Raw genomic sequence first — 23,672 nt, 5'->3', positions numbered from 1 at the left:
CATAGCGTGACAACCGCGAACGATTATCGTTACTCTTCGTATGTGCACTACCTCCTCGACCCGCTCTCCCTGGGTTTCTTCACCAACGCCCTGACCGGAGGAGTCCTCGCGGCGCTCATCTGCTCGGTGGCGGGCACCTGGGTGGTCATCCGGGGCATGGGATTCCTCGGGGAGGCCATCGGCCACGGGATGCTGCCGGGGGTGGCGATCAGCGCCCTCATCGGACTGCCCACGCAGGCCGGCGCCGCGCTCAGCGCCACCGCCATGGGCGTGCTCGTCACCCTCCTGTCCCGGCGGGCCCGCCTCTCCCAGGACACCGCCATCGGCATCACCTTCGTCCTCATGCTGTCCGTGGGCGTCATCATCGTCTCCCGGTCCCGCTCCTTCGCCACTGATATCACCGCGATCCTCTTCGGCGACATCCTGGGGATCAGGAGCGATGAGATCACCGTGCTCATCGGCACGCTCATCGCTGTCCTCATCGTGGGCGCCGTCATGATCCGGCCCCTGACGGCGCTGTCCCTCGACCCGGGCATCGCGCTGACCCTGGGGATGCGCCCGGCGCTGGCCCAGGCCGGCCTGACCCTGCTCATCATCGCCGCCGTCGTCGCCTCCTACCGGGCGGTGGGCACCCTGCTCGTGGTGGCGCTCCTCGTCGCCCCGCCGGCCACAGCAGCGCTGTGGTCGAAGTCGATCCTCGCGATGACCGCCTGGGCCTCCATCATCTCGAGCTCCTGCGTCGTCGTGGGCCTCTACATCTCCCTGTACGCGGACACGGCCGGCGGCGCCACCATCACCGCCATGGCCGCGGGCGTCTTCCTCCTGGCCTCCGGGGTCGCCGCCCTGACCAGCGCCCGGCGGCGCTCAGGCCGCCCCCTCCCCTGCCCGGCAACCACGAAGGAGCACGTGTGAGACTCCCCCAGCGCATCCGCGCCAGCCGCACCTGCCGCCCCGACCGAGCCAAGCGGACTGGCCGAACCGGCACCGCCGTCGTCGGCGCCTCACTGGCCGCCGCCGCCGTCCTCGGCGCCTGTTCGGGGGGCTCGCCCTCCGATGCCACCGCGAGCGCCACTGCCTCCGCCGCCTCGACGGGGGCCGGCGCGGCCGCCCGGGAGAGCGGCCAGGGTGATGGACACGGCCACGTCGACGGCGCCACGGAGCTCTCCGAGGCGCCCCTGTCCCTGGTGACCGCCTCCTCCGACGGTCGGGTGAGCCTCCTCGACCTCACCGCCGACGGCGCCCCGGCTCCCATCACCTCGTTGCCCGGCCTGACCGCCACCGCGTCGGACTCCCGATTCGTGGCCCTCACCGGGCCCGATGGTGCGCTCAGCCTGGTGGACTCCGGGGTGTGGACCTGGGATCACGGCGACCACCAGCACTACTACCGCGCCGCCGCCCGGGACCTCGGCGCCTTGGGAATGAGCGGTTCGGCCAGCGTGGCCTCGACGAACGCCCGCACCGTCATCGCCTCGGGAACCACCGCCACGGTCCTGGACCGCCAGGCCCTGGGGCAGGGGAGCCAGAGCCCCCTGACCACGGCCAGCATCGACGCCGGCTCCTTCGCCGCCCCGTTGGGCGAGCGGACCGTCCTGGTCTCCGGGGGCCAGGCGAGCATCATCGACGATTCCGGCCAGGCCATCGGCCAGAGCGCCTCCTGCCCCTCGGCCTCCGGTGGCACCCTCACCCGCGCGGGCATCGTCCTGGGCTGCCGGGGCGGCGTCGTCGTCGCGCCGGAGCCCTCCTCCGCAGCGACCGCCGAGCCGCCCTCCCCGGAGTGGGTCCCCCTGCCGGGCGAGGCCGCCGGCGCGAGGATCGTCTCCCTGTCCAACCAGGCCCGGCGCTCCCAGGTGGCGGCCCTGGACGATGCCGGCGGCGCCTGGCTCCTCAGCGTCAGGGACAGGAGTTGGACGCGCGTGTCCTTCGGGGCGCCCGTCGTCGCCGTGTCCGCGATGGACGACACCCGCAAGCGCGTCGTGGGCGTCGACGCCGAGGGCCGGGTGCGCGTGTGGGCCGACGGCGCCGAGGCCACGGTCACCGAGCCCATCGCCGACCCCGCGCTCGCCGCCTCGGCCGGCGTGCGGACCACTCCCAAGCGCGCCTACGTCCCCGGCGCCGACGGCGCCTCCGTCCTGGAGATCGACGCCGCCGACTCCGCCCGCCTCGCCCGAACGCTCCCCGCGGTCGGCATGGTCTCCTTCGAGGTGGTCGGGGCATGAAGCGCCGGGACCTGCTCACCGTCCTCGCGCTGACGCCCCTGGGCGCCGTCGCCGCCTGCGACGGGGCCACGGGCGGCGGCGACAAGCCCTCGATCGTCGTCACCACGAACATCCTGGGCGACGTCGTCACCCAGGTGGTCGGCGATCAGGTGAGCGTCACGACCCTCATGGCGCCCAACGCGGACCCGCACTCCTTCGGCGTCTCGGCCAAGCAGACCCTCACCATGCGCGACGCCGCCCTCCTGGTCACCAATGGCCTGGGCCTGGAGGAGGGGCTGGCCAGCAACATCGAGAGCGCTAAGAGGGATGGCGTCACGCTGCTGAACGCCGGGGAGCAGTTCACTCCCATCGAGTACTCCTCCGATGACGCCTCCGGCCCCGACCCCCATTTCTGGACCGACCCCACGAGGATGATCGACGTCGTCAACGGCCTGGAGGGCGCGCTCGGGAAGGTGCCCGGGATCGACGCCTCCGCCCTGGCCGCCTCCGCTACGGCCTACCGCGACAAGCTCGCCGCGGCCGACGAGAGGATGTCGACCCGATTCAGCACCATCCCCGAGGACAAGCGCGCCCTGGTCACCAACCACCACGTGTTCGGCTACCTGGCGGCCCGCTACGGCTTCCGCCTCATCGGCGCCGTCATCCCCGGCGGCTCCACGCTCGCCGCCCCCAGCGCCTCGGACCTGGAGGAGCTCTCGACGGCGGTGCGCGAGGCCGGCGTGGGCGCGATCTTCGCCGACACCTCCCACTCCGACCAGCTCATCACCGCCCTCAAGGAGTCCACCGGGCAGGACATCCAGGTGGTCGCCCTGTACACCGAGTCCCTCTCCGCCCCCGACGGCGACGCCCCCACCTACCTGGACATGCTCTCCGTCAACACAGACCGCATCACTGCGGCCCTCACCGCGTAAGGGCCGCTCCCAGCCGATGACACGACCCCCAGAAAGGACACTTCATGCCTTCCTCCACCTCGTTGCGCCCGCGCCTGGTCGGCGCCTCGCGGCGCGCCGCCGTCGTCGCCGCCCTGAGCGCCACGGCCCTGGCCCTGGGCGCCTGCGGCTCGGCCTCGAACGACTCCTCGGCCACCACGGCCGCCTCCGCGAGCGCCTCCGGTAAGGCGCACGAGCACCAGCACGGCTCGGACCGCTTCGTCTTCGCCTACGACGGCGGGGTGAAGGTCGTGGACGGCTCCACCCTGGAGGAGGTTGCCGACTTCCCCATGGCCGGCTTCCTGCGCCTCAACCCCTTCGGCGACAACGAGCACGTCCTGATCACCACCGTGTCCGGCTTCCAGGTCCTGTCCACCGGGGCCGGCGGCGGCGAGGCGAAGCTCACCGACCTCGTCTTCCCGGCAAACAAGGGCGGGCACGTGACGCCTCATGGCGACTGGACCGGCCTGTTCGCCGACGGCAGCGGGGAGATCACCTTCGTCAAGACCGACGCTCTGGGGCACGACGCCGATGAGACCGTCACCGCCCTGCCGGAGACGGAGAAGATCGCCTCCGAGGAGGCCCACCACGGCGTGGCCGTCAAGCTCTCCGACGGCACCGTCATCCGCACCCTGGGCAATTCCGAGTCCCGCAGGGGGGCGCTCGCCCAGGACGCCTCCGGCACGGAGCTCGCCCGAAACGAGGAGTGCCCCGGGGTCCACGGCGAGGGCGTTATGAAGGATGAGGCCGCCATGCTCGGCTGCGAGAACGGCGTCCTGCTGTACAAGGGCGGCGCCTTCACCAAGATCGCCAGCCCCGACGCCGACTACGGGCGCGTGGGCAACTCCTACGTCACCGGCTCCTCCCCCATCGCGGTCACCGACTACAAGGACGACCGCGACGCCGAGGGCGTCAACCTGCACCGCGTCGGCCTGCTCGACTCCGCCGCCGGCTCCTTCACCGTCATCGACATGCCCGCCGGCGCCGAGTACACGTGGCGCGGCATCAAACGCGACGGTGAGGACAACGCCTGGGTGCTCGGCACCGACGGGGCCCTGCACAAGCTCGACGTCGCCTCGGGGTCATTCACCGACTCGGTCCCCGTGATCGCCGCCTGGGAGCCGCCGGCCAAGTGGCAGGACGCCCACCCGGCGCTCCAGATCTCCGGCTCGACCGCCTGGGTGACCGAGCCGGCCACCAACAGCGTCCACAAGGTGGACCTCACCAACGGGGAAAAAACCTCCAAGGCCTACTCGGCGACCCCCAACGAGGTCGCCTTCGCCAAGCACACGCACGCCGATGGCTCCGAGCACCACGACGAGGAGCACGAGCACACGGCTGAGGCCGCGCACTGAGCCCATTGAAGCGGCGGGCCCCACGGCGCAGAGCCGCGGGGCCCGCCTCGCGCGCGGCAGAGGGGGCGGCGGGCCCGCCGGTCCTCCGCGCGGAGGACCGGCCTCAGGCGGCGCGGTCGACGAGCTGGTGGGCGAAGTCCTCGAGCAGCCCCCGCACCACCCGGGCGCGCTCGCGGGCGTCGGCCAGGGCCGTCCTCAGATCGTCTCCGACCACGCCGCCTGAGGCCAGGCGCTCGCGGGTCGCGGTGAGGACGGCCTCCTCCAGGCCCTCCAGACCGGCGATGGCGTCGTCGGCCCAGGATGTCGCCATCCGCCGGGTGCGCTGAAGAACGGGGTGGGCGCGCAGGCGCGCGACGACCCCGGCGAGGACCGCGCGATCGCGCAGGTCCGCGGAGGACAGGTCGGAGAGGATCGACTGGCCCGCGGCGTCGAGCTCCCCCGCGGCCAGGGCGGTGCGAAGCAGGAGGACGGGCATGGTGTCCACGCCCTCGAGCAGGTCCGTTCCGGGGGTCTTACCGGTGGTCTCGGAGTCGGAGGCCAGGTCGATGACGTCGTCGGCGAGCTGGAAGGCGATGCCGATCCGCTCGCCGAATTCCTCGACGATGGCCTCGACCTCGGCGCCCGCGCCGGTGAGCATCGCGCCGTAGCGGGCGGAGACGGCGATGAGGGAGCCGGTCTTGTCCGCGAGCACCTGGATGTAGTGGTCCACCGGGTCGGTGCCCGCGGGGCGGCCGAGGGTCTCGTGGAGCTGGCCGGTGCACAGGCGCTCGAAGGTTCGCGCGTGGGCGAGGGTCGCCTCAGGGCCGAGAGCGGCGATGAGCTGGGAGGAGCGGGCCACGAGGATGTCGCCCGCGAGGATGGCCGCCGAGTTCCCCCAGACTGTCTGGGCGCTGGGGGCGCCGCGGCGCAGCGGGGCATCGTCCATGACGTCGTCGTGGTAGAGCGTGGCGATATGGGTGAGCTCCACGGCCACGCTCGCGTCCCTCACCGCCTCACCGGTGGCGCGCTCGGGGTCGCCGAGCTGGGCGGTCAGGAGCACGAGGGTGGGGCGCAGGCGCTTGCCACCGGCCCTGGCCAGGTGGGAGGTGGGAGGGTTGATGGTCTCGTCGGCGTTGCTGACGATCGCCATGAGCCGCTCCTCCACGGCGTCGAGGGCGGGGGCCATGCGGCCCTCGAGTTCCGGGGCGCTCAGTGGCAACGGTGTGGTCACGGGATGAGCATAGCCGCGTCGCCGAGCACCGTGAGCGCGGCCTGGGGCAGGACGCCCAGGGCGATCGTGGCCAGGACGGCGAAGGTGAGCGCGGCCGCGGCCGTGCCCTGGGAGTCGACGACGGTGACGCCCTCGCCCTCGGGGGCGCGGAAGTACATGAGCACGACGAGCCTGAGGTAGAAGAAGGCCGTGGCCGCCGAGCTCGCGACCGCGATGACGACGAGCCAGGTCGCCCCGCCGTCGATACCGGCGACGAAGAGCTGGAATTTCGCGATGAAACCACCGGTGAGCGGGATGCCCGCGAAGGACAGCAGGAAGAATGTCATGGCAGCGGCGAGCCAGGGGCTGCGGCGGGCAAGGCCCCGGTAGTCGTCCAGGCCGGTGGCCTCGGCGCCAGCTCCCCCGCCGTGGGACTCGCGCACGAGGGAGACGACGCCGAAGGCGCCGACCGTGGCGATGCCGTAGGCCAGGGAGTAGAAGAGGATCGCGGTGATCGCGCGCTGGTTGTAGGCGATGATGCCGATGAGCATGTAGCCGGCGTGGGCGATCGCGGAATAGGCGAGCATGCGCTTGACGTCGCGCTGGACGATGCCGACGACGGTGCCCACCACCATGGTGAGGATGGCGATGGTCCATAGGACGGGGGCGAGGTCCCAGCTCAGCCCCCCGCCGACCATGTAGAAGAACCGCACGAGGGCGAGGAAGGCAGTGGCCTTGACCCCGGCTGCCATGAAGCCGGTCACCGGGGTGGGGGCGCCCTGGTAGACGTCCGGGCTCCAAGCGTGGAAGGGCGCGGCGGCGATCTTGAACAGGAGGCCCACGAGCACGAGGGCGACGCCGGCGAGCACGAGCCAGTCGACACCCGCGATGGCGCCGTCCACGGCCGAGGCGACCCCCGGCTGAATCCGGTTCCCGTTCTGGAGGTCGTTGTAGAGCACGGAGCCGGAGGCGCCGTACAGGAGGGCGGAGCCCATGAGGAGGAAGGCCGATGCGAAGGCGCCCAGGACGAAGTACTTCATGGCGGCCTCCTGGCTGAGCAGGCGGCGGTGGCGGGCCATGGCGGCCATGACGTATAGCGGCAGTGAGACGAGCTCGAGCATGACGAACAGGGAGATGAGATCGCTGACCACCGGGAAGAGCATCATGCCGGCCAGCGAGAACAGCGTGAGGGGGAAGGCCTCGGTGGCGACCCAGCCGGCGTGGATGGACTCGCTCTCCTCGGCGCTGCCGGGGCGGTCGGCGGCCTGCGCGGCGAACGCGGAGTCGCCGATCTCGGTGCGGTCCGAGATCACGAGGATGGACAGCAGGCCGATGATGAGCAGGACGCCCTGGGCGGCGATGCCGAAGTTGTCCTCGTTGAAGCCGACAACGGGGTAACCGGGCGCCCTGCCGTCGACGACGACGCTCCAGCGCCACACGATGGCGACGATCGCGCCGAGGATGGCCAGCACGGCCAGCATCGTCTGGGCGAGGTGCCGGGCGCGGCGCGGCATGAAGGCCTCGATGAGCACGCCGAGGATAGCGGCTCCCAGGATGATGAGGACCGGGACGAGGCCGGCCCACTGGATGGACGGGGCGGTGAAGCTCACTTGCTGCTCCCTTCCGTGACGGGGGCCATGGCGGCGGGCTGAGAACCCGCCCCGGTCATGGTGGCGGCGGTCTGGGCCCCGACGCCGTCGAGGATGCCGGTCAGGACGGCGGGCGCCAGGCCGAGGACCAGCATGGCGACGAGGATGGGGGCGACGACGACGCGCTCACGGCCGTCGAGGTCCTGGCTGCCGACGCGCTCCGGGGCCGGTGCCCCGGTGAAGACCCTCTGGTAGGGCAGGAGCATGTAGACGGCGGCGATGATGACGCCCAGGAGTGCGAGAAGCCCGTAGACGGGCTCGGCCGAGAAGCTGCCGGTGAGGACCATCCACTCGGGGATGAAGCCGGACAGGCCCGGCAGGGCGATGGACGCCAGGCCGGAGAAGAGGAAGGTCCCGGCGACGAGCGGCATGACGCGAGCAATGCCGCCGAGCTCGCTGATGCGCACGGTCCCGGTGCGCCGGGCCATGAAACCGGTGATGAGGTAGAGGCCGGCGATCGACAGCCCGTGGGCGACCATGTAGACCATGGCGCCGACGGCGGCGATCTGGTTGCCGATGAAGATCCCCAGCACCATGAAGCCGAAGTGGCTGATGGAGGTGTAGGAGATGAGCCGGTAGAGGTGGTCCTGGCCGATGGCGGCGAGCCCGCCGTAGATGATGCCGACGATCGCCAGGGGCAGGACGACCGGCGCCGCCCAGCGGGAGGCCTCGGGGAAGAGCGGCAGGACGATGGCGATCATCCCGTAGGTGCCGATCTTGTCCAGGATGCCGATGAGCAGCACTGAGGTGCCCGGGGTGGCCTGCTCGGCGGTGTCGGGCAGCCAGGTGTGCAGAGGCACCATCGGGGCCTTGATGGCGAGGGCGATGAGGAAGGTGACGAAGATGCCCCGGGTCGCGTCCGTGGAGGAGGTGAGCCCCTGGGACAGGTTCTCGATGAGGTAGTTCCCCTCGCCGCCGGAGCCGTACACGGCCAGCGCGACGACGCCGATGAGCATGACGAGGCCGCCGGCCAGGGAGTAGAGGAGGAACTTGATGGCGGCGCGGTGCCGGTCTGGCCCCCCGTAGCGGCCGATGAGGAAGTAGACGGGGATGAGCATCGCCTCGAAGACGAGATAGAAGAGGAGGACGTCGCGCGCGCTGAAGATGACGATGATGAAGGCCTCGAGGGCCAGGATGAGCCCGGCGAAGCCGGCCTGGCGGTCCGCGGGGATCTCGCCCCAGGAGGCCAGGATCACGATGGGCACGAGGAAGACGGCCAGCAGGAGCATCGCCAGGCCGAGGCCGGTGACGCCCAGCGCCCAGGAGGCGCCCATGGCCGGGATCCACTGGCGGGTCTCGGCGAGCTGGTAGGCGGTCCCCGCGCGAGGGTCGAAGAGGATGGCGGCCCAGATGCCCAGGCCGAGCTCGACGAGCGCGATGACCAGGCCGAGGCCGCGCGCCTGGCCCCGCAGGGCGGGAATGGCCAGGAGCAGCGCCCCGATGAGGGGGACCAGCACCATGAGGGAGAGCACCGGGTAGGGGCCCGTGGCGACGGTGAGTGTCTGCATGTGGCGGTGTCCTCTCAGAACCTGGTGGCCAGGACGGCGATGAGGGCCAGGACGGTGCCGGCGGCCATGTAGCCGGCGTAGGAGCGCACGTACCCGGACTCGGTGCGGCCCACGAGCCGGCCGAGCGCCGCGGTGCCGCTGGCCAGGCCCTCGACGGCGCCGTCGACGACGTAGCGGTCCGAGGCGGTGGCGGCCAGGACGAGGCCCTGACCGGGCCGCATGGCGATGGCCTCGTTGATCGCGTCCTGGTGCATGTCCTTGCGCGCCGCCTCGACGAGCGCGTTGGAGGGCTGGACGACGGTGGCCACGGGGCGGGCAGCGTACATGAGCCATGCGGCGAGCGCGCCCACGATGACCAGGGCCAGCGTGGCGCCCATGATGACGGTCGCGGGCAGCACCGGCTCGCCATGCTCGGCATGGCCGGTGACCGGCTCGAGCCAGGTGACGAAGATGTCCCCGGTCGCCAGGGCGCCGCCCAGGCCCATGGAGAATACGGACAGGATGAGCAGCGGGAGGGTCATCATCCATCCCGACTCGTGCGGGTGGACGGGGCCCTCGATGTCCTTCTCGGTGGTCCAGCGGGCCTTGCCGTGGAAGATCATGAAGAAGAGGCGGGACATGTAGAAGGCCGTGATGCCGGCGCCCACGAGAGCGATGGAGCCCAGGATCCAGGGCTTGGCGCCCTCGCCGATGAAGGCGGCCTCGATGATCTTGTCCTTGGACCAGAAGCCGCTGAAGGGCGGGATGCCGAGGATCGCGAGCCAGCCGATGCCCATCGTGGCCCAGGTGATCGTCATGGCGGTGCGCAGCGCCCCGAAGCGGCGCATGTCGACCTGGTCGCCCATGGCGTGCATGACGGAGCCGGCCCCCAGGAATAGCTGGGCCTTGAAGAAGCCATGGGTGAGAAGGTGGAGGATCGCGAAGGCGTAGCCGATGGGGCCCAGGCCCGCGCCGAGCATCATGTAGCCGATCTGGCTCATGGTGGAGGCGGCGAGCACCTTCTTCATGTCGTCCTTGGCGCAGCCGATGATCGCGCCGAGAAGGAGGGTGATGGCGCCGACGATCGCGACGGCCGTCTGCGCGGCCGGCGCGCCCTGGAAGATGGCGCCCGAGCGCACCATGAGGTAGACGCCGGCGGTGACCATCGTGGCGGCGTGGATGAGCGCGGACACCGGCGTCGGGCCGGCCATGGCGTCGCCCAGCCAGGCCTGCAGCGGGAACTGGGCGGACTTGCCGCAGGCGGCCACGAGGAGGAACAAGCCCATGGCCGTCAGCCAGCCGGTGGTGAGCCCGCCGCTGGCGGCGGCCGGCAGGACGGCGTCGAAGGCCACGGAGTGGACCTGGGAGACCATCGTCATCATGGCCGCGAGGAGGCCCATGTCCCCCACGCGGTTCATGATGAAGGCCTTCTTGGCCGCGGTGGCATTCTCCATACTCTTGTCGCGCGCGGCGCGCGGGTCGTCGGCGTCGGCGGTGTTCCAGAAGCCGATGAGGAGGTAGGAGGCCAGGCCCACGCCCTCCCAGCCGACGAACAGGGTGATGTAGGAGTCGCCGAGCACGAGGGTGAGCATCGCGGCGATGAAGAGGTTGAGGTAGGCGAAGAAGCGGCGGCGATCGCGGTCGTGGCTCATGTAGGCCACCGAGTACAGGTGGATGAGGGAGCCGACGAAGGTGACCAGGCCGACGAAGGTGAGGGACAGCGGGTCGATGCGCAGGCCGACGTCGATGCGCAGGCTTCCGGCGCTGAACCAGTGCCAGAGCTTGGCGCTCATGATCCGCTGGCCCTCGGCCATGCCCGCAACCTGGGCGATGATCGTCAGTCCCAGGACGGCGGTGAAGACGGCGGCCGCCAGGCCCAGCCAGTGGCCCCAGGAGTTGGAGCGGCGGCCGGCGACCAGCAGGATCGCGGCACTGGCGGCGGGCACCGCGATGAGGAGCCAGGCCAGCGCGGCGGCGCCGGTGGCGGCGTGGGTGGCGTGCCCGGCGGAGACGGCGGGTGCCAGTGCGAGGGGAAGTGCGCCCATCATGCTCACGTCAGCCCCCTTCAGTTCTTGAGCAGGTTGATGTCGTCGACCGACACTCCCCTGCGGGTTCGGAAGATGGACACGACGATGCTCAGCCCCACGACGACCTCGGCGGCGGCCACGACGATGACGAAGAAGGCGAAGATCTGCCCCGTCAGGTTGCCGTGGACGCGTGAGAAGGTGACGAGCACGAGGTTGACGGCGTTGAGCATGAGCTCGACGCCCATGAGCTCGATGATCGCGTTGCGGCGCAGCAGCACGGTGAGCGCGCCGAGGGAGAACAGGATGATCGCCAGGATGATGTAGAGGCCGATGCTCACTTGTCCTCCTCCTTCGCCTCGGTCCGGCTGGGATCCGCGGCCGTGGCCTCGGGAGGGGCCGGGGCGGCCATGGGCTGGATGACCGCCGGGGCGGCGGCGCCGGGCATGGAGGCCATGCCGGATTGGGCGATGCGCGCCCCGGTGCGGGCGCTGATCCGGCCGGCCCGGGCGGCGGCCGCGGTCTCGGGCGAGACCTCGGCCAGCTCGTAGCCGAGCTCCCGGGCGCGCAGGACGCGGGGGATGGACTCCTCGACGGCGGTGCCATCGGCGTCCAGGGCGGGGGCGGCGGCGGAGTTGGTGGCGGCGTAGACGCCGGGCATGGGCCGCTGGCCGGGGTGAGTGCCCTTGATGGCGTAGTCGCGCAGCTTCTCCTGGGCGATCCTCGCCTGGGAGCGCTTGGGGCGGATGCGCTGGCGGTGCGTGAGGGTCAGCGCGCCCAGGGCCGCCACGATGAGGAGCATCGCGGTGAGCTCCATGGTGACCACGTGATGGCTGAACAGGGCGGTGGCGAGCTCGGCCGGATCGGCGGCGGAGCCGGAGTCGAGGCCGGCGGGGCGGGGCAGGGAGGTCTGCCAGACCGTCACGCCGAGGGCGCCGGCGAGAGCCGCCCCGATGAGGGCGATGAGCGGGACCTGGGACCTGGAGGAGGTGGCGCCCACGGGCTCCTCGCCGCCGACTCCGACGAGCATGATGACGAATAGGACGAGGGTCATGATGGCGCCGGTGTAGACCACCACCTGGGTGACGCCCAGGAAGGGGGCCTCGTTGGCGATGTAGAGGATCGCCAGGCCGATCATGATGACGATCATGTTGACCGCGGCCGCGACGGCGTGCTTGGCGGTGAGCAGGCCGACGCCGCAGGCGATGGTCACGAGGGCGACGACGCCGAAGAGGATCGTCTCGCCGAGGGTCACCGTCCCGGTGCCGCTGAGGGCCGCGGGCGCGGGCGCCAGCGGGAGGATGATGGGTGAGCTCATCGCACGGCCTCCTTCGGCCTGGCGGGGGCCGTCACGACCTTCGCGGTGGCGAGGGTCGGGTCCTCGGGTCGGTGGGCGCGCACCCAGTCGGCCTGCGCCTGGGTCGGCCCGGTGACGGCGCCGCGGTAGTAGTCGCCGTCCTCGGTGCCCTCGGCCATGGGGTGCGGGGCGTCCAGGGCGCCGTCCGGGACAGGGGCGAGGAGGTCGGTCTTCTCGTAGATGAGGCCGGTGCGGGTGGGGCCGACCAGCTCCTCGATCTCGTGGGTCATCGTCAGCGCCCGGGTGGGGCAGGCCTCGATGCACATGCCGCAGAAGATGCAGCGCAGGTAGTTGATCTGGTAGACGCGGCCGTAGCGCTCGCCGGGCGAGTACTGGGCGCCGGGGGTGTTGTCCGCGGCCTCGACGTAGATGGCGTCGGCAGGGCAGGCCCAGGCGCACAGCTCGCAGCCGATGCACTTCTCCAGGCCGTCGTCGTAGCGGTTGAGCTGGTGGCGGCCGTGGTAGCGCGGCATGAGGTTGGCCGGCTCGAAGGGGTACTGCTCGGTGACCGTGGGCCGGAACATCGAGGAGATGGTGACCCCGTACCCGGCCACGGGCGCGAAGGTCCGGGCCAAGGGGCCGGGGGCGTCGCGCAGCCACCGGTCGTGCTCGGAAGCGCGCGGGTTGGGAGTCTGGTCAGTCATCGGTCCCCTCCTGGGAGGTCGCGGCGGACTGGGTGCCGGCGGGGCCTGCCGCGGCGCCCGCTGGGGCGAGGGCGGCGGCCACTGCCGCGCGGCGGGCCCTGGGCGTGATCGGCAGGCTCTGGCCGGGCATCGGCGGGACGGGGTAGCCGCCCGCGTAGGCGTCGAATTCCTCGCCGGGAGCCACGAGCTCGCCGGTGCCCTGGCCCGCGCGGGAAGCGGAGCCGGTCTCCTCATCGCCGGCGGGCAGGATGAGCAGGATGAGCATGGCCAGCAGGAAGACGACGGCCAGGACCATGAGCAGGCCCCGGGTGGAGCCGCCGGAGAAGGCGCGGTAGCCCTGGACGACGGCCACCAGCGCGAACCAGCCCAGGGAGACCGGGATGAGGAACTTCCAGCCGAGCTTCATGAAGTGGTCGTAGCGGATGCGCACGAGGGTCCCGCGGGTCCAGATCATGAAGAACATGACGGTCCAGACCTTGGCGATGAACCAGAGCATCGGCCACCAGCCCTTGTCCGAGCCGGCCCACAGCCATCCGAAGCCGGAGTGCCAGCCGCCCAGGAACAGAGTGACGCACACGGCGGAGACGTTGAACATGTTGATGTACTCGCCCAGGAAATACCAGGCGAACTTCATGGAGGAGTACTCCACCATGTGGCCGGCGACGAGCTCGCCCTCGGCCTCGGGCAGGTCGAAGGGCAGGCGATTGACCTCACCGACCATGGAGACGACGTAGATGAGGAAGCTGGGGATCATGGCGATGCCCCACCACATCCTGTCCTGCGCGGCGACGATCCCGGAGGTGGACATCGTGGCCGAGGCGAGGAACACCGTCAGGATCGACAGGCTCATGCTCAATTCGTAGGAGATGACCTGAGCGGCGCTGCGCACGGCGCCCAGCAGCGGGTAGGTGGAGTGGGTCGACCAGCCGCCCAGGATGATGCCGTAGACGCCGAAGGAGGTGACGGCGAGGATGTAGAGGATCGCCACCGGGAAGTCGGCCATCTGCAGGGGCGTGCGGTGCCCGAGGATAGAGACCTCGGGCCCGAAGGGGATGACCGCGTACACCATGAAAGCCGTGAAGGCTGTGAGGATCGGCGCCGCCAGGTAGAGGAGCTTCTCAGCGCCGCCGAGCCAGAAGTCCTCCTTGAGGATCAGCTTGGTGGCGTCGGCGATGGCCTGGAAGAGGCCGAAAGGGCCGTTGACGTTGGGGCCGGGACGGGTCTGCATGCGGGCCAGCCCGCGGCGCTCCACCCATAGGACCATGATGACGGACAGGATGAGGAAGGCCAGGAGGAAGACGGCCTTGAGCAGCGTGAGCCACCAGGTCTCCCCGCTGAAGTCGGCCTTGACTCCCCCACTCGTGGCGACGGGCAGCGCCGCCGGGGCGAGGATGAGTGACGCGGTGCTCATCGGATCACCTCCGCAGTGGACGTGTTTGGCTGGGCGGCGCTGCCGGAGGGCCCGGTCGCACCGCTGATGGGGAGCGACACGCGCACGGGCGAGCCGTGGTGCGCGCCGAGGCTCTGCCGCACGGTCGAACCGGCGGAGCACTCGGGGAGCCAGACGACGCCGTCTCCGACTCCCCCGATGACCGCAGGCAGGCGGATGGCGCCCGTGTCGGTGGACACCTCGACCGTCTGGCCACCGACGACGCCCAGCCGAGCGGCGAGGTCGGCGCCGAGGCGGGCGACGGGCCGCAGGGCCGTGGCGGCGAGGAAGGCCTCGCCGTCCTGGAGGCGTCCAGCATCGAGCATCGGCTTGTGAGTGGCCAGCACTGCGGACAGGCCGGAGGGGGACGACGACGGCGTGAGGGGCCCGGCAGCCGGCTGCGCGGCGGGGGCCTCGCTGAAGGTGACGGCGGGGCGGGCCCCGGCCCACAGACCCAGGCCGGCGAGCTCGTCGTGGAGGGTCTCGAGGCTGTCCACGCCCAGGTCCGCACCCATCTCCGCAGCGAGCATGCCCAGGACCTGGCGGTCGGTGCGGGTGCGCGAGACGTGGGCCTGCCCGAAGGGGCGCACGCGCCCCTCCCAGTTGACGAAGGTGCCGTTCTTCTCCACGGGCGGCGCCACGGGGAGGACGACGTCTGCGTGCTCGGAGGCCTCGGAGCGGCGCACCTCCAGCTGCACGGTGAAGGCGGAGGCGGCCAGGGCGGCACGGGCCAGGCCCGGGTCGGGGAAGTCGCGCAGGTCGACGCCGCCGATGACGAGCCCGCCCAGCGCGCCGTCGGTCAGGGCGGTGAGGATGGCGGTGGTGTCGCGGCCGGGGGCCTCGGGAAGAGGCCGGGCGTTCTCACCGGTGGCGGGGATTCCCCAGGCGGCGGCGACCTGCTCGCGGGCGGTGGCGTCGGCGACGGGCCGCCCGCCGGGAAGGAGGAAGGGCAGGGCGCCGGCCTCGATGCCCCCGCGCTCGCCGGCGCGGCGCGGCACCCAGGCCAGGCGCGCCCCGGTGGCCGTGGCCAGGGTGTCGATGGTGGTGAGCAGGCCGGGGACGGCGGCTGCGCGCTCGCCGACGAGGATCGTGGCGCCGTCGGCCTTGAGGGCCTCGACGAGCGCCGGATGCGTCTGGGACAGGAGGGCGACGGCACGGGCCTCCTCGCCGGGGACGACGAGGATGGACTCGGCGCTCATCTTGGCCTGGCCGGGGGTGAGCACGCTGGTGAGGGAGGCGACCCTCACGCCGCCGGCGCGCACGCCCTTGCGCAGGCGCAGGAAGAGCGAACCGCACTCGTCCTCGGGCTCCAAGCCGACCAGGAGGACCTGGCCGGCGGTTTCGAGGCTGGTGTAGGTGACGGCGCTCAGGCCCGTGCCGGCCACGCGGGCGGCGAGGAAGGTGTCCTCCTCTGCGCTGTGGTCGCGCACGCGCTGGTCGATGTCATTGGTGCCCAGCACGGTCCGGGCGAAGCGGGACCAGGCACAGGCGTCCTCCAGCGTGAGGCGCGCGCCGGGCAGGAGCCCGACCCCGCCGTCGTCGGCGGCGCGGGCCAGTCCGCGGGCGGCCACGTCGAGGGCGTCGGACCAGGAGGTGGGGACCAGCTCGCCCGCCTCGTCGCGCACGAGCGGCGTGGTCAGGCGGTCGGGGGCGGTGGCCCAGGCGAAGGCGAAGCGGTCCTTGTCGGTGATCCACTCCTCGTTGACCTCGGGGTCATCGCCGGCCAGGCGGCGCAGGACGGTGCCGCGGCGCATGTCGACGCGGATGGCGGAGCCGGAGGCGTCGTGCTCGGTGACCGAGGGGGTGGAGACGAGGTCCACGGGGCGGGCGCGGAAGCGGTAGCGCGCGGAGGTGAGGGCGCCCACCGGGCAGATCTGGATGATGTTGCCCGAGAAGTAGGAGGCGAAGGGGCGCCCGGAGACGTCGAGGTCGCCGCGGCCGGGGTCGATCGGCCCGGGGGCCAGGCCGTCGGCGGCGCCGGGATCGCCGGAGGGGCCCACGAGGCCCTCGGCGGGGGTGAGGCCGTGCGCGCCGCGGATCGGCTGGGCCTCGGGGGCGGAGGGTGCGTCCGGATCGAGGAAGTCGAGGACGGTGGAGTCGAAGCGGCCGATCTGCTCGGAGTAGAGGCCCCCGCTGTGCCCATCGGCGGCGGGGTGGCCGCCGCCGCGCCCCTGGAGGGCGATGAAGGGGTCGCCGGCGATCTGGTCGGCGAAGCGCACGCAGCGCTGGCACAGGATGCAGCGATCGCGGTCGAGCAGGACGTTGCTGGTCAGGCGCAGGGGCTTGGGGAAGGTGCGCTTGACGTCGGTGAAGCGGGTAACGGACTGACCGCCGGTGCCCATGAGCTCCAGGGCCTGGTTCTGCAGGGGGCACTCCCCGGCCTTGTCGCAGATGGGGCAGTCCAGGGGGTGGTTGATGAGGAGGAACTCCATGGTGCCGGCCTGGGCCTTGGCCGCCACCGCGCTGGTGGCCTGGGTGGAGATCTCCATGCCCTCGGTGGCGGTCATGGCGCAGGAGGGCTGGGGCTTGGGCATGGGCCGCACGTTGCCCTCGCGGTCCGGCATGGCGACCTCGACGAGGCACTGGCGGCAGTTGGCCGAGGGCCCGAGCAGGGGGTGGTCGCAGAAGCGCGGGATGCGCACGCCGATCCGCTCCGCGGCGCGGATGAGCAGCGTTCCCTTGGCGACCTCGACGGGGACGCCGTCGATCGTGATGTTGACCATCTCAGTCATGACTCACCTGGCGCTTTCGAGGATGGAGGAGGCGCGGTAGGGGAAGAGCTCGCGGGCGGGCGTGGTGTAGCCGGCCTCGAACTCGCCGCGGAACCGCTTGATGCCGGACAGGACCGGGGTGGCCGCGGCGTCGCCGAGGGCGCAGAAGGAGCGCCCGGCGATATTGCCGGCGATGTCCTCGAGCTTCTCGACATCGCCGGGCAGGCCCTTGCCGGCCTCGAGGCGCAGCATGATCTGGCGCATCCAGTAGGTGCCCTCGCGGCAAGGGGTGCACTTGCCGCAGGACTCGTGCTGGTAGAACTCCGTCCACCGGGCGACGACGCGCACCACGGAGACGGTGTCGTCGAAGACCTGGAGGGCGCGGGTCCCGAGCATCGAGCCGGCACCGGCGACCGATTCGTAGTCGAGGGGGACATCGAGCTCGTCGGGGGTGAAGATCGGGGTGGAGGAGCCGCCGGGCACCCAGAACTTGAGGCTGTGGCCGGGGCGGATACCGCCGGCGAGCTCGATGAGCCGGCGCATGGTGATACCGAAGGGGGCCTCGAACTGGCCGGGGCTGGCCACATGCCCGGACAGGGAGAAGATGCCGTGTCCCTTGGAGCGCTCGGTGCCCATGGCGTTGTACCAGTCGGGGCCCTTGGCCAGGATCGCGGGCACGGAGGCGATGGTCTCCACGTTGTTGATGACCGTGGGCCGCCCGTACAGACCGGCGACGGCGGGGAAGGGCGGCTTGAGGCGGGGGTGGCCGCGGCGGCCCTCGAGGGAGTCGAGCAGCGCCGTCTCCTCTCCGCAGATGTAGGCGCCGGCGCCGGCGTGGGCGACGATCCGCAGCGGCTGGGCGCCGTCGAGCCCGAATCCGGTGGAGAGCAGGCCGGCATCGGTGGCCTCGCGCACGGCGGCCAGCAGTCGCCGGTAGACGTGGGCGACCTCGCCGCGCAGGTAGATGAAGGCGAGGTCACCGCCGATGGCGCGCGAGGTGATGGCGACCCCCTCGATGAGGGCCTGGGGGTTGGCCAGGATGGTGGGGATGTCCTTGCAGGTGCCGGGCTCGGACTCATCGGCGTTGACGACGAGGTAGCGGGGCTGGCCGTCCATGGGGGGCAGGAAGGACCACTTCAGGCCCGTGGGGAATCCGGCGCCGCCGCGGCCGCGCAGGTTGGATCCCTTGACCAGGCCGACGAGTTCCTCGGGGCTCATGGCCTTGGCGCGGGCCAGGCCCTCGTAGCCGCCCACGGAGCGGTAGTGCTCCAGGGTCCAGGAGCGGTCCTCGCCCCAGTGCTCGGTGAGGACGGGGGTGAGGGTGCCCGGTGCGGTGAAGGCGGGGCCGGCGGGCTGGGCGTCGGCGGTGGTGCTCACTTCGTGTCCTCCTTCGGGCTGGTCCAGCCATTGGCCGCGGCGATGCGCCGGCCGAGCAGGCTGGGCTCGCCGGCCGAGGGGCCCTCGTCGGCGTGACCGTCCTCGAATCCGGCCAGGACGCGCTCGTTGGCGCGGAAGGTCGGCAGGGTGTCCGGCCCGCGGGTGGGGCGCGCGCCCTCGCCGCTCTCCAGCGCGTCGATGAGGGCGACGGCGGAGGCGGGCGTCTGGTTGTCGAAGAACTCCCAGTTGACCATGACGATCGGGGCGTAGTCGCAGCCGGCGTTGCACTCGATGCGCTCCAGGCTGATGCGGCCGTCCTCGGAGGTCTCGTCGGAGCCGAGCCCGGTGCGCGCGGACACCGCCTCCCAGATCTCGTCCCCGCCCATGACGGCGCACAGGGCATTGGTGCACACGCCCACGTGGTACTCACCGGCGGGGTGGCGGCGGAACTGGCTGTAGAAGGTGGCCACGGCGCTCACCTCGGAGCGGGTGAGGCCGAGCTCCTCGGCGCACAGGGCGATGCCCGCGGGCGAGACGTAGCCGTCGACGCTCTGGATGAGGTGGAGCATGGGGATGAGCGCGCTGCGCTGGTGCTCGGCGGGGTAGCGGCCCTTGATGACCTCGATGTCGGCGAGCAGCCGGGCGGCGGTGGCCTCGTCCCAGGCGGCGGTGAGGGCTGCGGGGATGGCGGCCTGGTCGGCCGCGGGCGCCGTGGTGGTCGGGTTCGTGCTCATCAGCGGTCCACGCCTCCCAGGACGGGGTCGATCGAGGCCAGAGTGGGCACGAGGTCGGCGATCATGCCGCCCTCGGCCATGAGGGCCAGGGACTGCAGGTTGGAGTAGGAGGGGTCGCGGAAGTGGACCCGGTAGGGACGGGTGCCGCCGTCGGAGACGGCGTGGATGCCCAGGAAGCCCTTGGCGTGCTCCACCTGCTGGAAGACCTGGCCCGCGGGGACGCGGAAACCCTGGGTGACCAGTTTGAAGTGGTGGATGAGGGATTCCATGGAGCTGCCCATGATCTCGCGGACGTGCTCGAAGGACTGGCCCTGGCCGTCGGTGGCGATGGCCATGCGGGCGGGCCAGGCGATGGTGGGGTCGGCCACCATGGCGGTGTTCGAGGGGTGATTGCCGCGCGCGGCAATGGCGTCGAGGCGCTCCAGGCACTGCGAGACGATCTTGAGGGACTGGTAGCACTCGTCGACGCGCAGGCGCAGGCGGTTGTAGCAGTCGGAGCGCTCGTAGGTGGGGACCTCGAAGTCGTAGGTCTCGTAGCCGCAGTAGGGGTTGGTCCTGCGCAGGTCGAGGGGGTAGCCGGTGGCGCGCAGGCAGGGGCCGGTCAGCCCCATCGCCATCGCGCCGGCCAGGGAGATCTCGCCCACTCCGATGAACCGGGACTTCAGGATCGGGTTCTCCATGAGGAAGAGCTCGAGCTCGTGGATGTCCTTCTTCATATCCGGCATGACCGAGCGCACGAAGTCCGTCAGGCCCTCGGGCAGGTCCTGGGCAAGCCCGCCGGGGCGCACGTAGGCGTGGTTCATGCGCAGGCCGGAAACCATCTCGAAGACGCGAAGGATGTTCTCGCGGCAGCGGAAGGCGATGGTCATGAGCGTGGTGCCGCCCATCTCGTTGCCGCCGGTGCCCACGGCCACGACGTGCGAGGCGATGCGGTTGAGCTCCATGAGCAGGACCCGGGTAACGGTGGCCTTCTCGGGGATGTCGTCGGTGATGCCCAGAAGCCTCTCGACGGCGAGGGCGTAGCCGACCTCCTGGAAGAAGGGGGCGACGTAGTCCATGCGGGTCACGAAGGTCTCGCCCTGCACCCAGGTGCGGTACTCCATGTTCTTCTCAATGCCCGTGTGGAGGTAGCCGGTGCCCACGCGGACCTCGGTGACGGTCTCGCCATCGATCTCCAGGACGAGGCGGAGCACGCCGTGGGTGGAAGGGTGGACGGGCCCCATGTTGACCACGATCCGGTCGTGCTTGAGGCGGTCGGCCTCGTCACGGGCGGCGATCCGGGCGACGACGTCGTCCCAGTCGCCCCCGGACAGCGTGTACTGCGGGGCGCCGTCGGCGAGGTCGTCGGTGGCGGGACCGGCGGCGGCGAAGGCTGCGGTGGTGCTCATCAGCGGTACGACCTCCGGGTGTCGGCGGGCGGGGTGGTGGCGCCCTTGTACTCGACGGGGATGCCGCCGAGCGGGTAGTCCTTGCGCTGGGGGTGCCCGACCCAGTCGTCGGGCATGGCCGAGCGGGTCAGGTGCGGGTGCCCATCGAAGACGATGCCCATGAGGTCCCATGCCTCGCGCTCATGCCAGTCGTCACCGGGGTAGAGGGAGACGATGGAGGGCACATGGGGGTCGGACTCGGGGCAGGCGACTTCCAGGCGGATCATGCGCGCGCCGTGGGTCAGGCTCATGAACTGGAAGCAGGCGTGGAGCTCGCGCCCGGCCAGCTGGGGATAGTGGACGCCGCTCACGCCCAGGCACAGCTCGAAGCGCAGGTCCTGGTCGTCCCTCAGGGGGGCGACGACGTCGAGCAGGTGCTCACGGGCGATGAACAGGGTGAGCTCGCCGTGCTCGACGACGACCTTCTCAATGGCGGCGGCCGGGTCGACGCCTGAGGCGCGCAGGTCCTCGACGAGGGCGTCGACGGCGTCGTCGAACCAACCGCCGTAGGGGCGGGTGGCGGCGGGCGCCAGGGTGACGGCGGACCGGGTGAGGCCGTAACCGGTGGTGTCACCGGCATCGGCGGCGCCGAACTGCCCGCTGTGGTGGGAGATGACCTCGACTCGCAGCTCGGGGCGCACTGGGGTGCCGGCAATCTCGGGAACGGCCGGGCCCGCGGGGGCGGGGGCCTGGAGCTCCTCGGCGGGGGCGCCGTCCTTTGGCGCGGTGGTGTCACTCATGCGAGCTGGCCCTTCATCTCGGACACGGGGGTGGCGGCGAGGGCGGCGGCCTCGACGGCGCGCGCGATGTCCTCGCGGTGCTTGAGCATGGGCTTGACCTCGATCTGACGGGTGAGCTCGAGCATGGCGTTGATGAGCATCTCGGGGCGGGGCGGACAGCCGGGCAGGTAGATGTCGACCGGGACGACGTGGTCGCAGCCCTGGACAATGGCGTAGTTGTTGAAGATGCCGCCGGAGGAGGCGCAGGCGCCCATGGAGATGACCCACTTGGGCTCGGGCATCGAGTCGTAGACGTTGCGGATGATGGGGGCCATCTTGTGGGAGAGGCGGCCCGAGACGATCATGACGTCGGCGTGGCGGGGCGAGGCGCGGAAGACCTCCCAACCGAAGCGGGCCATGTCGAAGCGGGGTGTGCCGGTGGCCATCATCTCGATGGCGCAGCAGGCCAGGCCCATGGTGACGGGCCACAGGGAGCGGGCCTGCCCCAGGTCGGCGAGCTTCTCGACACTGGTGAGCAGGAAGCCGGGGCCCTCGACCGACTCGATGGCCCGGGCCGTCAGATCATCCCGCTTGGAGGGGATGGAGTTCATCTTGTCGCGGTAGGAGTCCATATTCATCGCTGCGCGCCTCTCTTCCGTCGTGTCCCGCTCAGTCCCAGTCCAGACCGCCGCGGCGCCACTCCAGGATGTAGGGCACCGTGATGAGGGCGATGAAGACGAGCGCGGCGGACAGCCCGAAGAACCCGAGCCGGGCGAAGGCGGTGGCCCATGGGTAGAGGAAGACGACCTCGACGTCGAAGATGATGAAGGTCATGCCCACGAGGTAGAAGGAGACGGGGAAGCGCCCGGTCTCGGTGTTGACGGGGGTGGGGTCGATCCCGCACTCGTAGTTGGCGACCTTGACCCTGTTGGTCCGGTTCGGGCTGATGATCGCCGACAGCGCCAGCCCACCCAGCGCGACGACGAGCGCCACCCCGGCCATGATGAGCAGTGAGACGTACGGATTCATGCTGCTGGCACCATCCTTGTCAGGAGCTGGATGAAATGGTCGACGGCGTCACCGCCGCGGCGCTCCCACCCATCGGACAGGAGCTTGGTGACGAGCCTCATGAGGCGCCTGCGGGGAAGCCCGTAGCGGGTGCAGATCCGCATGACCTCGGGGTGCTCGATGAGGGCGACGAAGAGGCGCCCGAGCGTGTAGTAGCCGCCCATCTCCGCGCTCAGGGCGGCCGGGTACTGGGCGAGCGCCTGCTCGCGGCCGGCCCGGGTGGAGCGCACGGCGGCCTGGGCGGCGGCCTGGGCGGCGAGGCGCCCGGACATGAGCGCCTGGGCGATTCCCTCGCCGTTGAAGGGGGAGACCATGCCGCCGGCGTCGCCGAGGAGCATGAGGCCATCGGCGTAGTGGGGCTTGCGGTTGAAGGCCATGGGCAGGGCGGCGGAGGCGAGGCGCCCGGTCTGGTTGTCCTGGGTGAAGCCCCACTGCGCCGGGCAGTTCGCGATCCAGCGGGCGAAGGCTCCGCGGTAGTCGATGCGGGTGGTGGCGGCCCGGGACGAGACCGAGCCGAGCCCGACGTTGACAATGCCGTCACCCACGGGCCAGATCCAGCCGTAGCCGGGCAGGAGGTCGGACTCGCCGGGCTTGCCGTCCCACAGCTCGAGCTGGGACTCCATCCACTCGTCATCACCGCGCGGAGAGCGGAAGTAGGCGCGCACGGCCACGCCCAGGGGCCTGCGCTCGTTCTTGGCGCGGCCCACGGCCGTGGCCAGGCGCGCGGAGACACCGCCGGCGTCGATGACGAGGGGGGCGCTCAGGCGCGAGGGGGCCTCGATTCCGGGCGCCTCGACGCGGGCGGTGGGCTTGGCGTCGACCCCGACGACGCGCCCGGAGGGGGTCAGGACCGGACCGGTGACGGTCACTCCGGTCAGGAGGCGGGCGCCGGCGCGCTGGGCGTGGGCGGCGAGGTCGGCATCGAGCTGGGCGCGGGGGCGGGCCATCCCGTAGGAGGGGAAGGAGGCCTGCTCGGGCCAGGGGAAGGTGAGGCGATGCCCGCCGCCGATGACGCGCAGGCCGACGTTGCGCTGCCAGCCGGTGGTGTCCACGGCCATGGAGGCGAGTTCGCGCACGGCGGAGGGGGTGAGGCCGTCGCCGCAGACCTTGTCCCGGCCGAGCTCGCCCTTCTCCACGAGCAGCACGTCCAGGCCGAGGGTGGCGAGGTGGTAAGCGGCCGATGAGCCGGCCGGGCCGGCGCCCACGACGACGGCGTCGGCGTTCAGATCACTCCCGCGCGAGGGCTGCCGCGCCGCCGGGGCGCTGCGGCTCGTGGGGGCGATCGTCATCGGCCAGTCTCCTTCGGGGATCTCGCGCCATGGCCCTGACGGGGAGTCCGCGGCACTGGCGGCGCGCG

General features: G+C 71.5%; 20 protein-coding genes. 4 read left to right on the top strand and 16 right to left on the bottom strand.

Annotated elements, in window-relative coordinates; all coding sequences use genetic code 11:
• Positions 1-6 precede the first annotated feature (6 nt).
• The 4 genes from B1H50_RS09190 to B1H50_RS09175 are packed head-to-tail and all read left to right on the top strand — an operon-like array spanning position 7 to position 4,500.
• Positions 7-912 (top strand): metal ABC transporter permease, encoded by a 906-nt coding sequence (locus tag B1H50_RS09190; RefSeq protein WP_229657861.1) that lies wholly within the window; start codon positions 7-9, stop codon positions 910-912.
• The gene (locus tag B1H50_RS09185) at positions 909-2,216 is read left to right on the top strand and encodes a hypothetical protein (protein WP_080463479.1); all 1,308 of its coding nucleotides are present in this window, start codon (positions 909-911) and stop codon (positions 2,214-2,216) included. The genes B1H50_RS09190 and B1H50_RS09185 overlap by 4 nt, the downstream gene beginning before the upstream one ends.
• Complete coding sequence (locus B1H50_RS09180) at positions 2,213-3,127, top strand: metal ABC transporter substrate-binding protein (RefSeq protein ID WP_080463478.1); 915 nt, start codon at positions 2,213-2,215, stop codon at positions 3,125-3,127. The genes B1H50_RS09185 and B1H50_RS09180 overlap by 4 nt, the downstream gene beginning before the upstream one ends.
• Before the next feature lie 44 nt (positions 3,128-3,171).
• Positions 3,172-4,500, top strand: coding sequence for a hypothetical protein (locus tag B1H50_RS09175; protein ID WP_188640676.1), 1,329 nt, complete (start codon positions 3,172-3,174; stop codon positions 4,498-4,500).
• A gap of 103 nt (positions 4,501-4,603) precedes the next feature.
• On the opposite strand, the gene B1H50_RS09170 is transcribed toward B1H50_RS09175, so the two are convergent.
• Genes B1H50_RS09170 through B1H50_RS09095 form a run of 16 tightly spaced genes read right to left on the bottom strand, consistent with a single transcriptional unit; the run spans position 4,604 to position 23,604 of the window.
• Positions 4,604-5,710, bottom strand: a complete 1,107-nt coding sequence (locus B1H50_RS09170; protein WP_095532534.1) for a polyprenyl synthetase family protein — start codon at positions 5,708-5,710, stop codon at positions 4,604-4,606.
• Entirely contained in the window at positions 5,707-7,299 is a 1,593-nt protein-coding gene (gene nuoN, locus B1H50_RS09165) for an NADH-quinone oxidoreductase subunit NuoN (protein WP_080463476.1), read from the bottom strand. Before nuoN ends, B1H50_RS09170 begins: the two co-directional genes overlap by 4 nt.
• A complete protein-coding gene (locus B1H50_RS09160) occupies positions 7,296-8,846 on the bottom strand; it encodes a complex I subunit 4 family protein (RefSeq protein ID WP_080463475.1) in 1,551 nt (516 codons plus the stop codon). Before B1H50_RS09160 ends, nuoN begins: the two co-directional genes overlap by 4 nt.
• A 14-nt stretch (positions 8,847-8,860) precedes the next feature.
• Complete coding sequence (gene nuoL, locus B1H50_RS09155; protein WP_080463492.1) at positions 8,861-10,870, bottom strand: NADH-quinone oxidoreductase subunit L; 2,010 nt, start codon at positions 10,868-10,870, stop codon at positions 8,861-8,863.
• A 20-nt stretch (positions 10,871-10,890) separates the two neighbouring features.
• Positions 10,891-11,190: an NADH-quinone oxidoreductase subunit NuoK gene (nuoK, locus tag B1H50_RS09150; protein WP_080463474.1), complete on the bottom strand. Its 300-nt coding sequence runs from the start codon at positions 11,188-11,190 to the stop codon at positions 10,891-10,893.
• Entirely contained in the window at positions 11,187-12,167 is a 981-nt protein-coding gene (locus B1H50_RS09145) for an NADH-quinone oxidoreductase subunit J (RefSeq protein WP_080463473.1), read from the bottom strand. Before B1H50_RS09145 ends, nuoK begins: the two co-directional genes overlap by 4 nt.
• The gene (gene nuoI, locus B1H50_RS09140) at positions 12,164-12,850 is read right to left on the bottom strand and encodes an NADH-quinone oxidoreductase subunit NuoI (protein ID WP_080463472.1); all 687 of its coding nucleotides are present in this window, start codon (positions 12,848-12,850) and stop codon (positions 12,164-12,166) included. The genes B1H50_RS09145 and nuoI overlap by 4 nt, the downstream gene beginning before the upstream one ends.
• Entirely contained in the window at positions 12,843-14,261 is a 1,419-nt protein-coding gene (gene nuoH / locus B1H50_RS09135) for an NADH-quinone oxidoreductase subunit NuoH (protein WP_080463471.1), read from the bottom strand. The genes nuoI and nuoH overlap by 8 nt, the downstream gene beginning before the upstream one ends.
• Positions 14,258-17,011 carry an NADH-quinone oxidoreductase subunit G gene (locus tag B1H50_RS09130; RefSeq protein WP_095532533.1) on the bottom strand — a complete coding sequence of 918 codons (2,754 nt, stop codon included), beginning with the start codon at positions 17,009-17,011 and terminating at the stop codon, positions 14,258-14,260. The genes nuoH and B1H50_RS09130 overlap by 4 nt, the downstream gene beginning before the upstream one ends.
• A 3-nt stretch (positions 17,012-17,014) precedes the next feature.
• A complete protein-coding gene (gene nuoF / locus B1H50_RS09125) occupies positions 17,015-18,367 on the bottom strand; it encodes an NADH-quinone oxidoreductase subunit NuoF (RefSeq protein WP_080463469.1) in 1,353 nt (450 codons plus the stop codon).
• Entirely contained in the window at positions 18,364-19,101 is a 738-nt protein-coding gene (gene nuoE, locus B1H50_RS09120) for an NADH-quinone oxidoreductase subunit NuoE (RefSeq protein WP_080463468.1), read from the bottom strand. The genes nuoF and nuoE overlap by 4 nt, the downstream gene beginning before the upstream one ends.
• Positions 19,101-20,489, bottom strand: coding sequence for an NADH-quinone oxidoreductase subunit D (locus B1H50_RS09115; RefSeq protein WP_080463467.1), 1,389 nt, complete (start codon positions 20,487-20,489; stop codon positions 19,101-19,103). Before B1H50_RS09115 ends, nuoE begins: the two co-directional genes overlap by 1 nt.
• Positions 20,489-21,268, bottom strand: a complete 780-nt coding sequence (locus tag B1H50_RS09110) for an NADH-quinone oxidoreductase subunit C (RefSeq protein WP_080463466.1) — start codon at positions 21,266-21,268, stop codon at positions 20,489-20,491. Before B1H50_RS09110 ends, B1H50_RS09115 begins: the two co-directional genes overlap by 1 nt.
• Positions 21,265-21,885, bottom strand: coding sequence for an NADH-quinone oxidoreductase subunit B (locus tag B1H50_RS09105; RefSeq protein ID WP_080463465.1), 621 nt, complete (start codon positions 21,883-21,885; stop codon positions 21,265-21,267). Before B1H50_RS09105 ends, B1H50_RS09110 begins: the two co-directional genes overlap by 4 nt.
• A gap of 31 nt (positions 21,886-21,916) precedes the next feature.
• Positions 21,917-22,276, bottom strand: a complete 360-nt coding sequence (ndhC, locus tag B1H50_RS09100) for an NADH-quinone oxidoreductase subunit A (RefSeq protein ID WP_080463464.1) — start codon at positions 22,274-22,276, stop codon at positions 21,917-21,919.
• Positions 22,273-23,604 (bottom strand): geranylgeranyl reductase family protein, encoded by a 1,332-nt coding sequence (locus tag B1H50_RS09095; RefSeq protein ID WP_080463463.1) that lies wholly within the window; start codon positions 23,602-23,604, stop codon positions 22,273-22,275. Before B1H50_RS09095 ends, ndhC begins: the two co-directional genes overlap by 4 nt.
• Between the last annotated feature and the right edge of the window lie 68 nt (positions 23,605-23,672).

The sequence above is a fragment of the Actinomyces gaoshouyii genome, assembly GCF_002072175.1.
In the GTDB taxonomy this organism is placed as follows: domain Bacteria; phylum Actinomycetota; class Actinomycetes; order Actinomycetales; family Actinomycetaceae; genus Actinomyces; species Actinomyces gaoshouyii.
The sequence above is the reverse complement of the archived record's forward strand: the minus strand, read 5'-3'. Positions and strand labels throughout refer to the sequence as shown.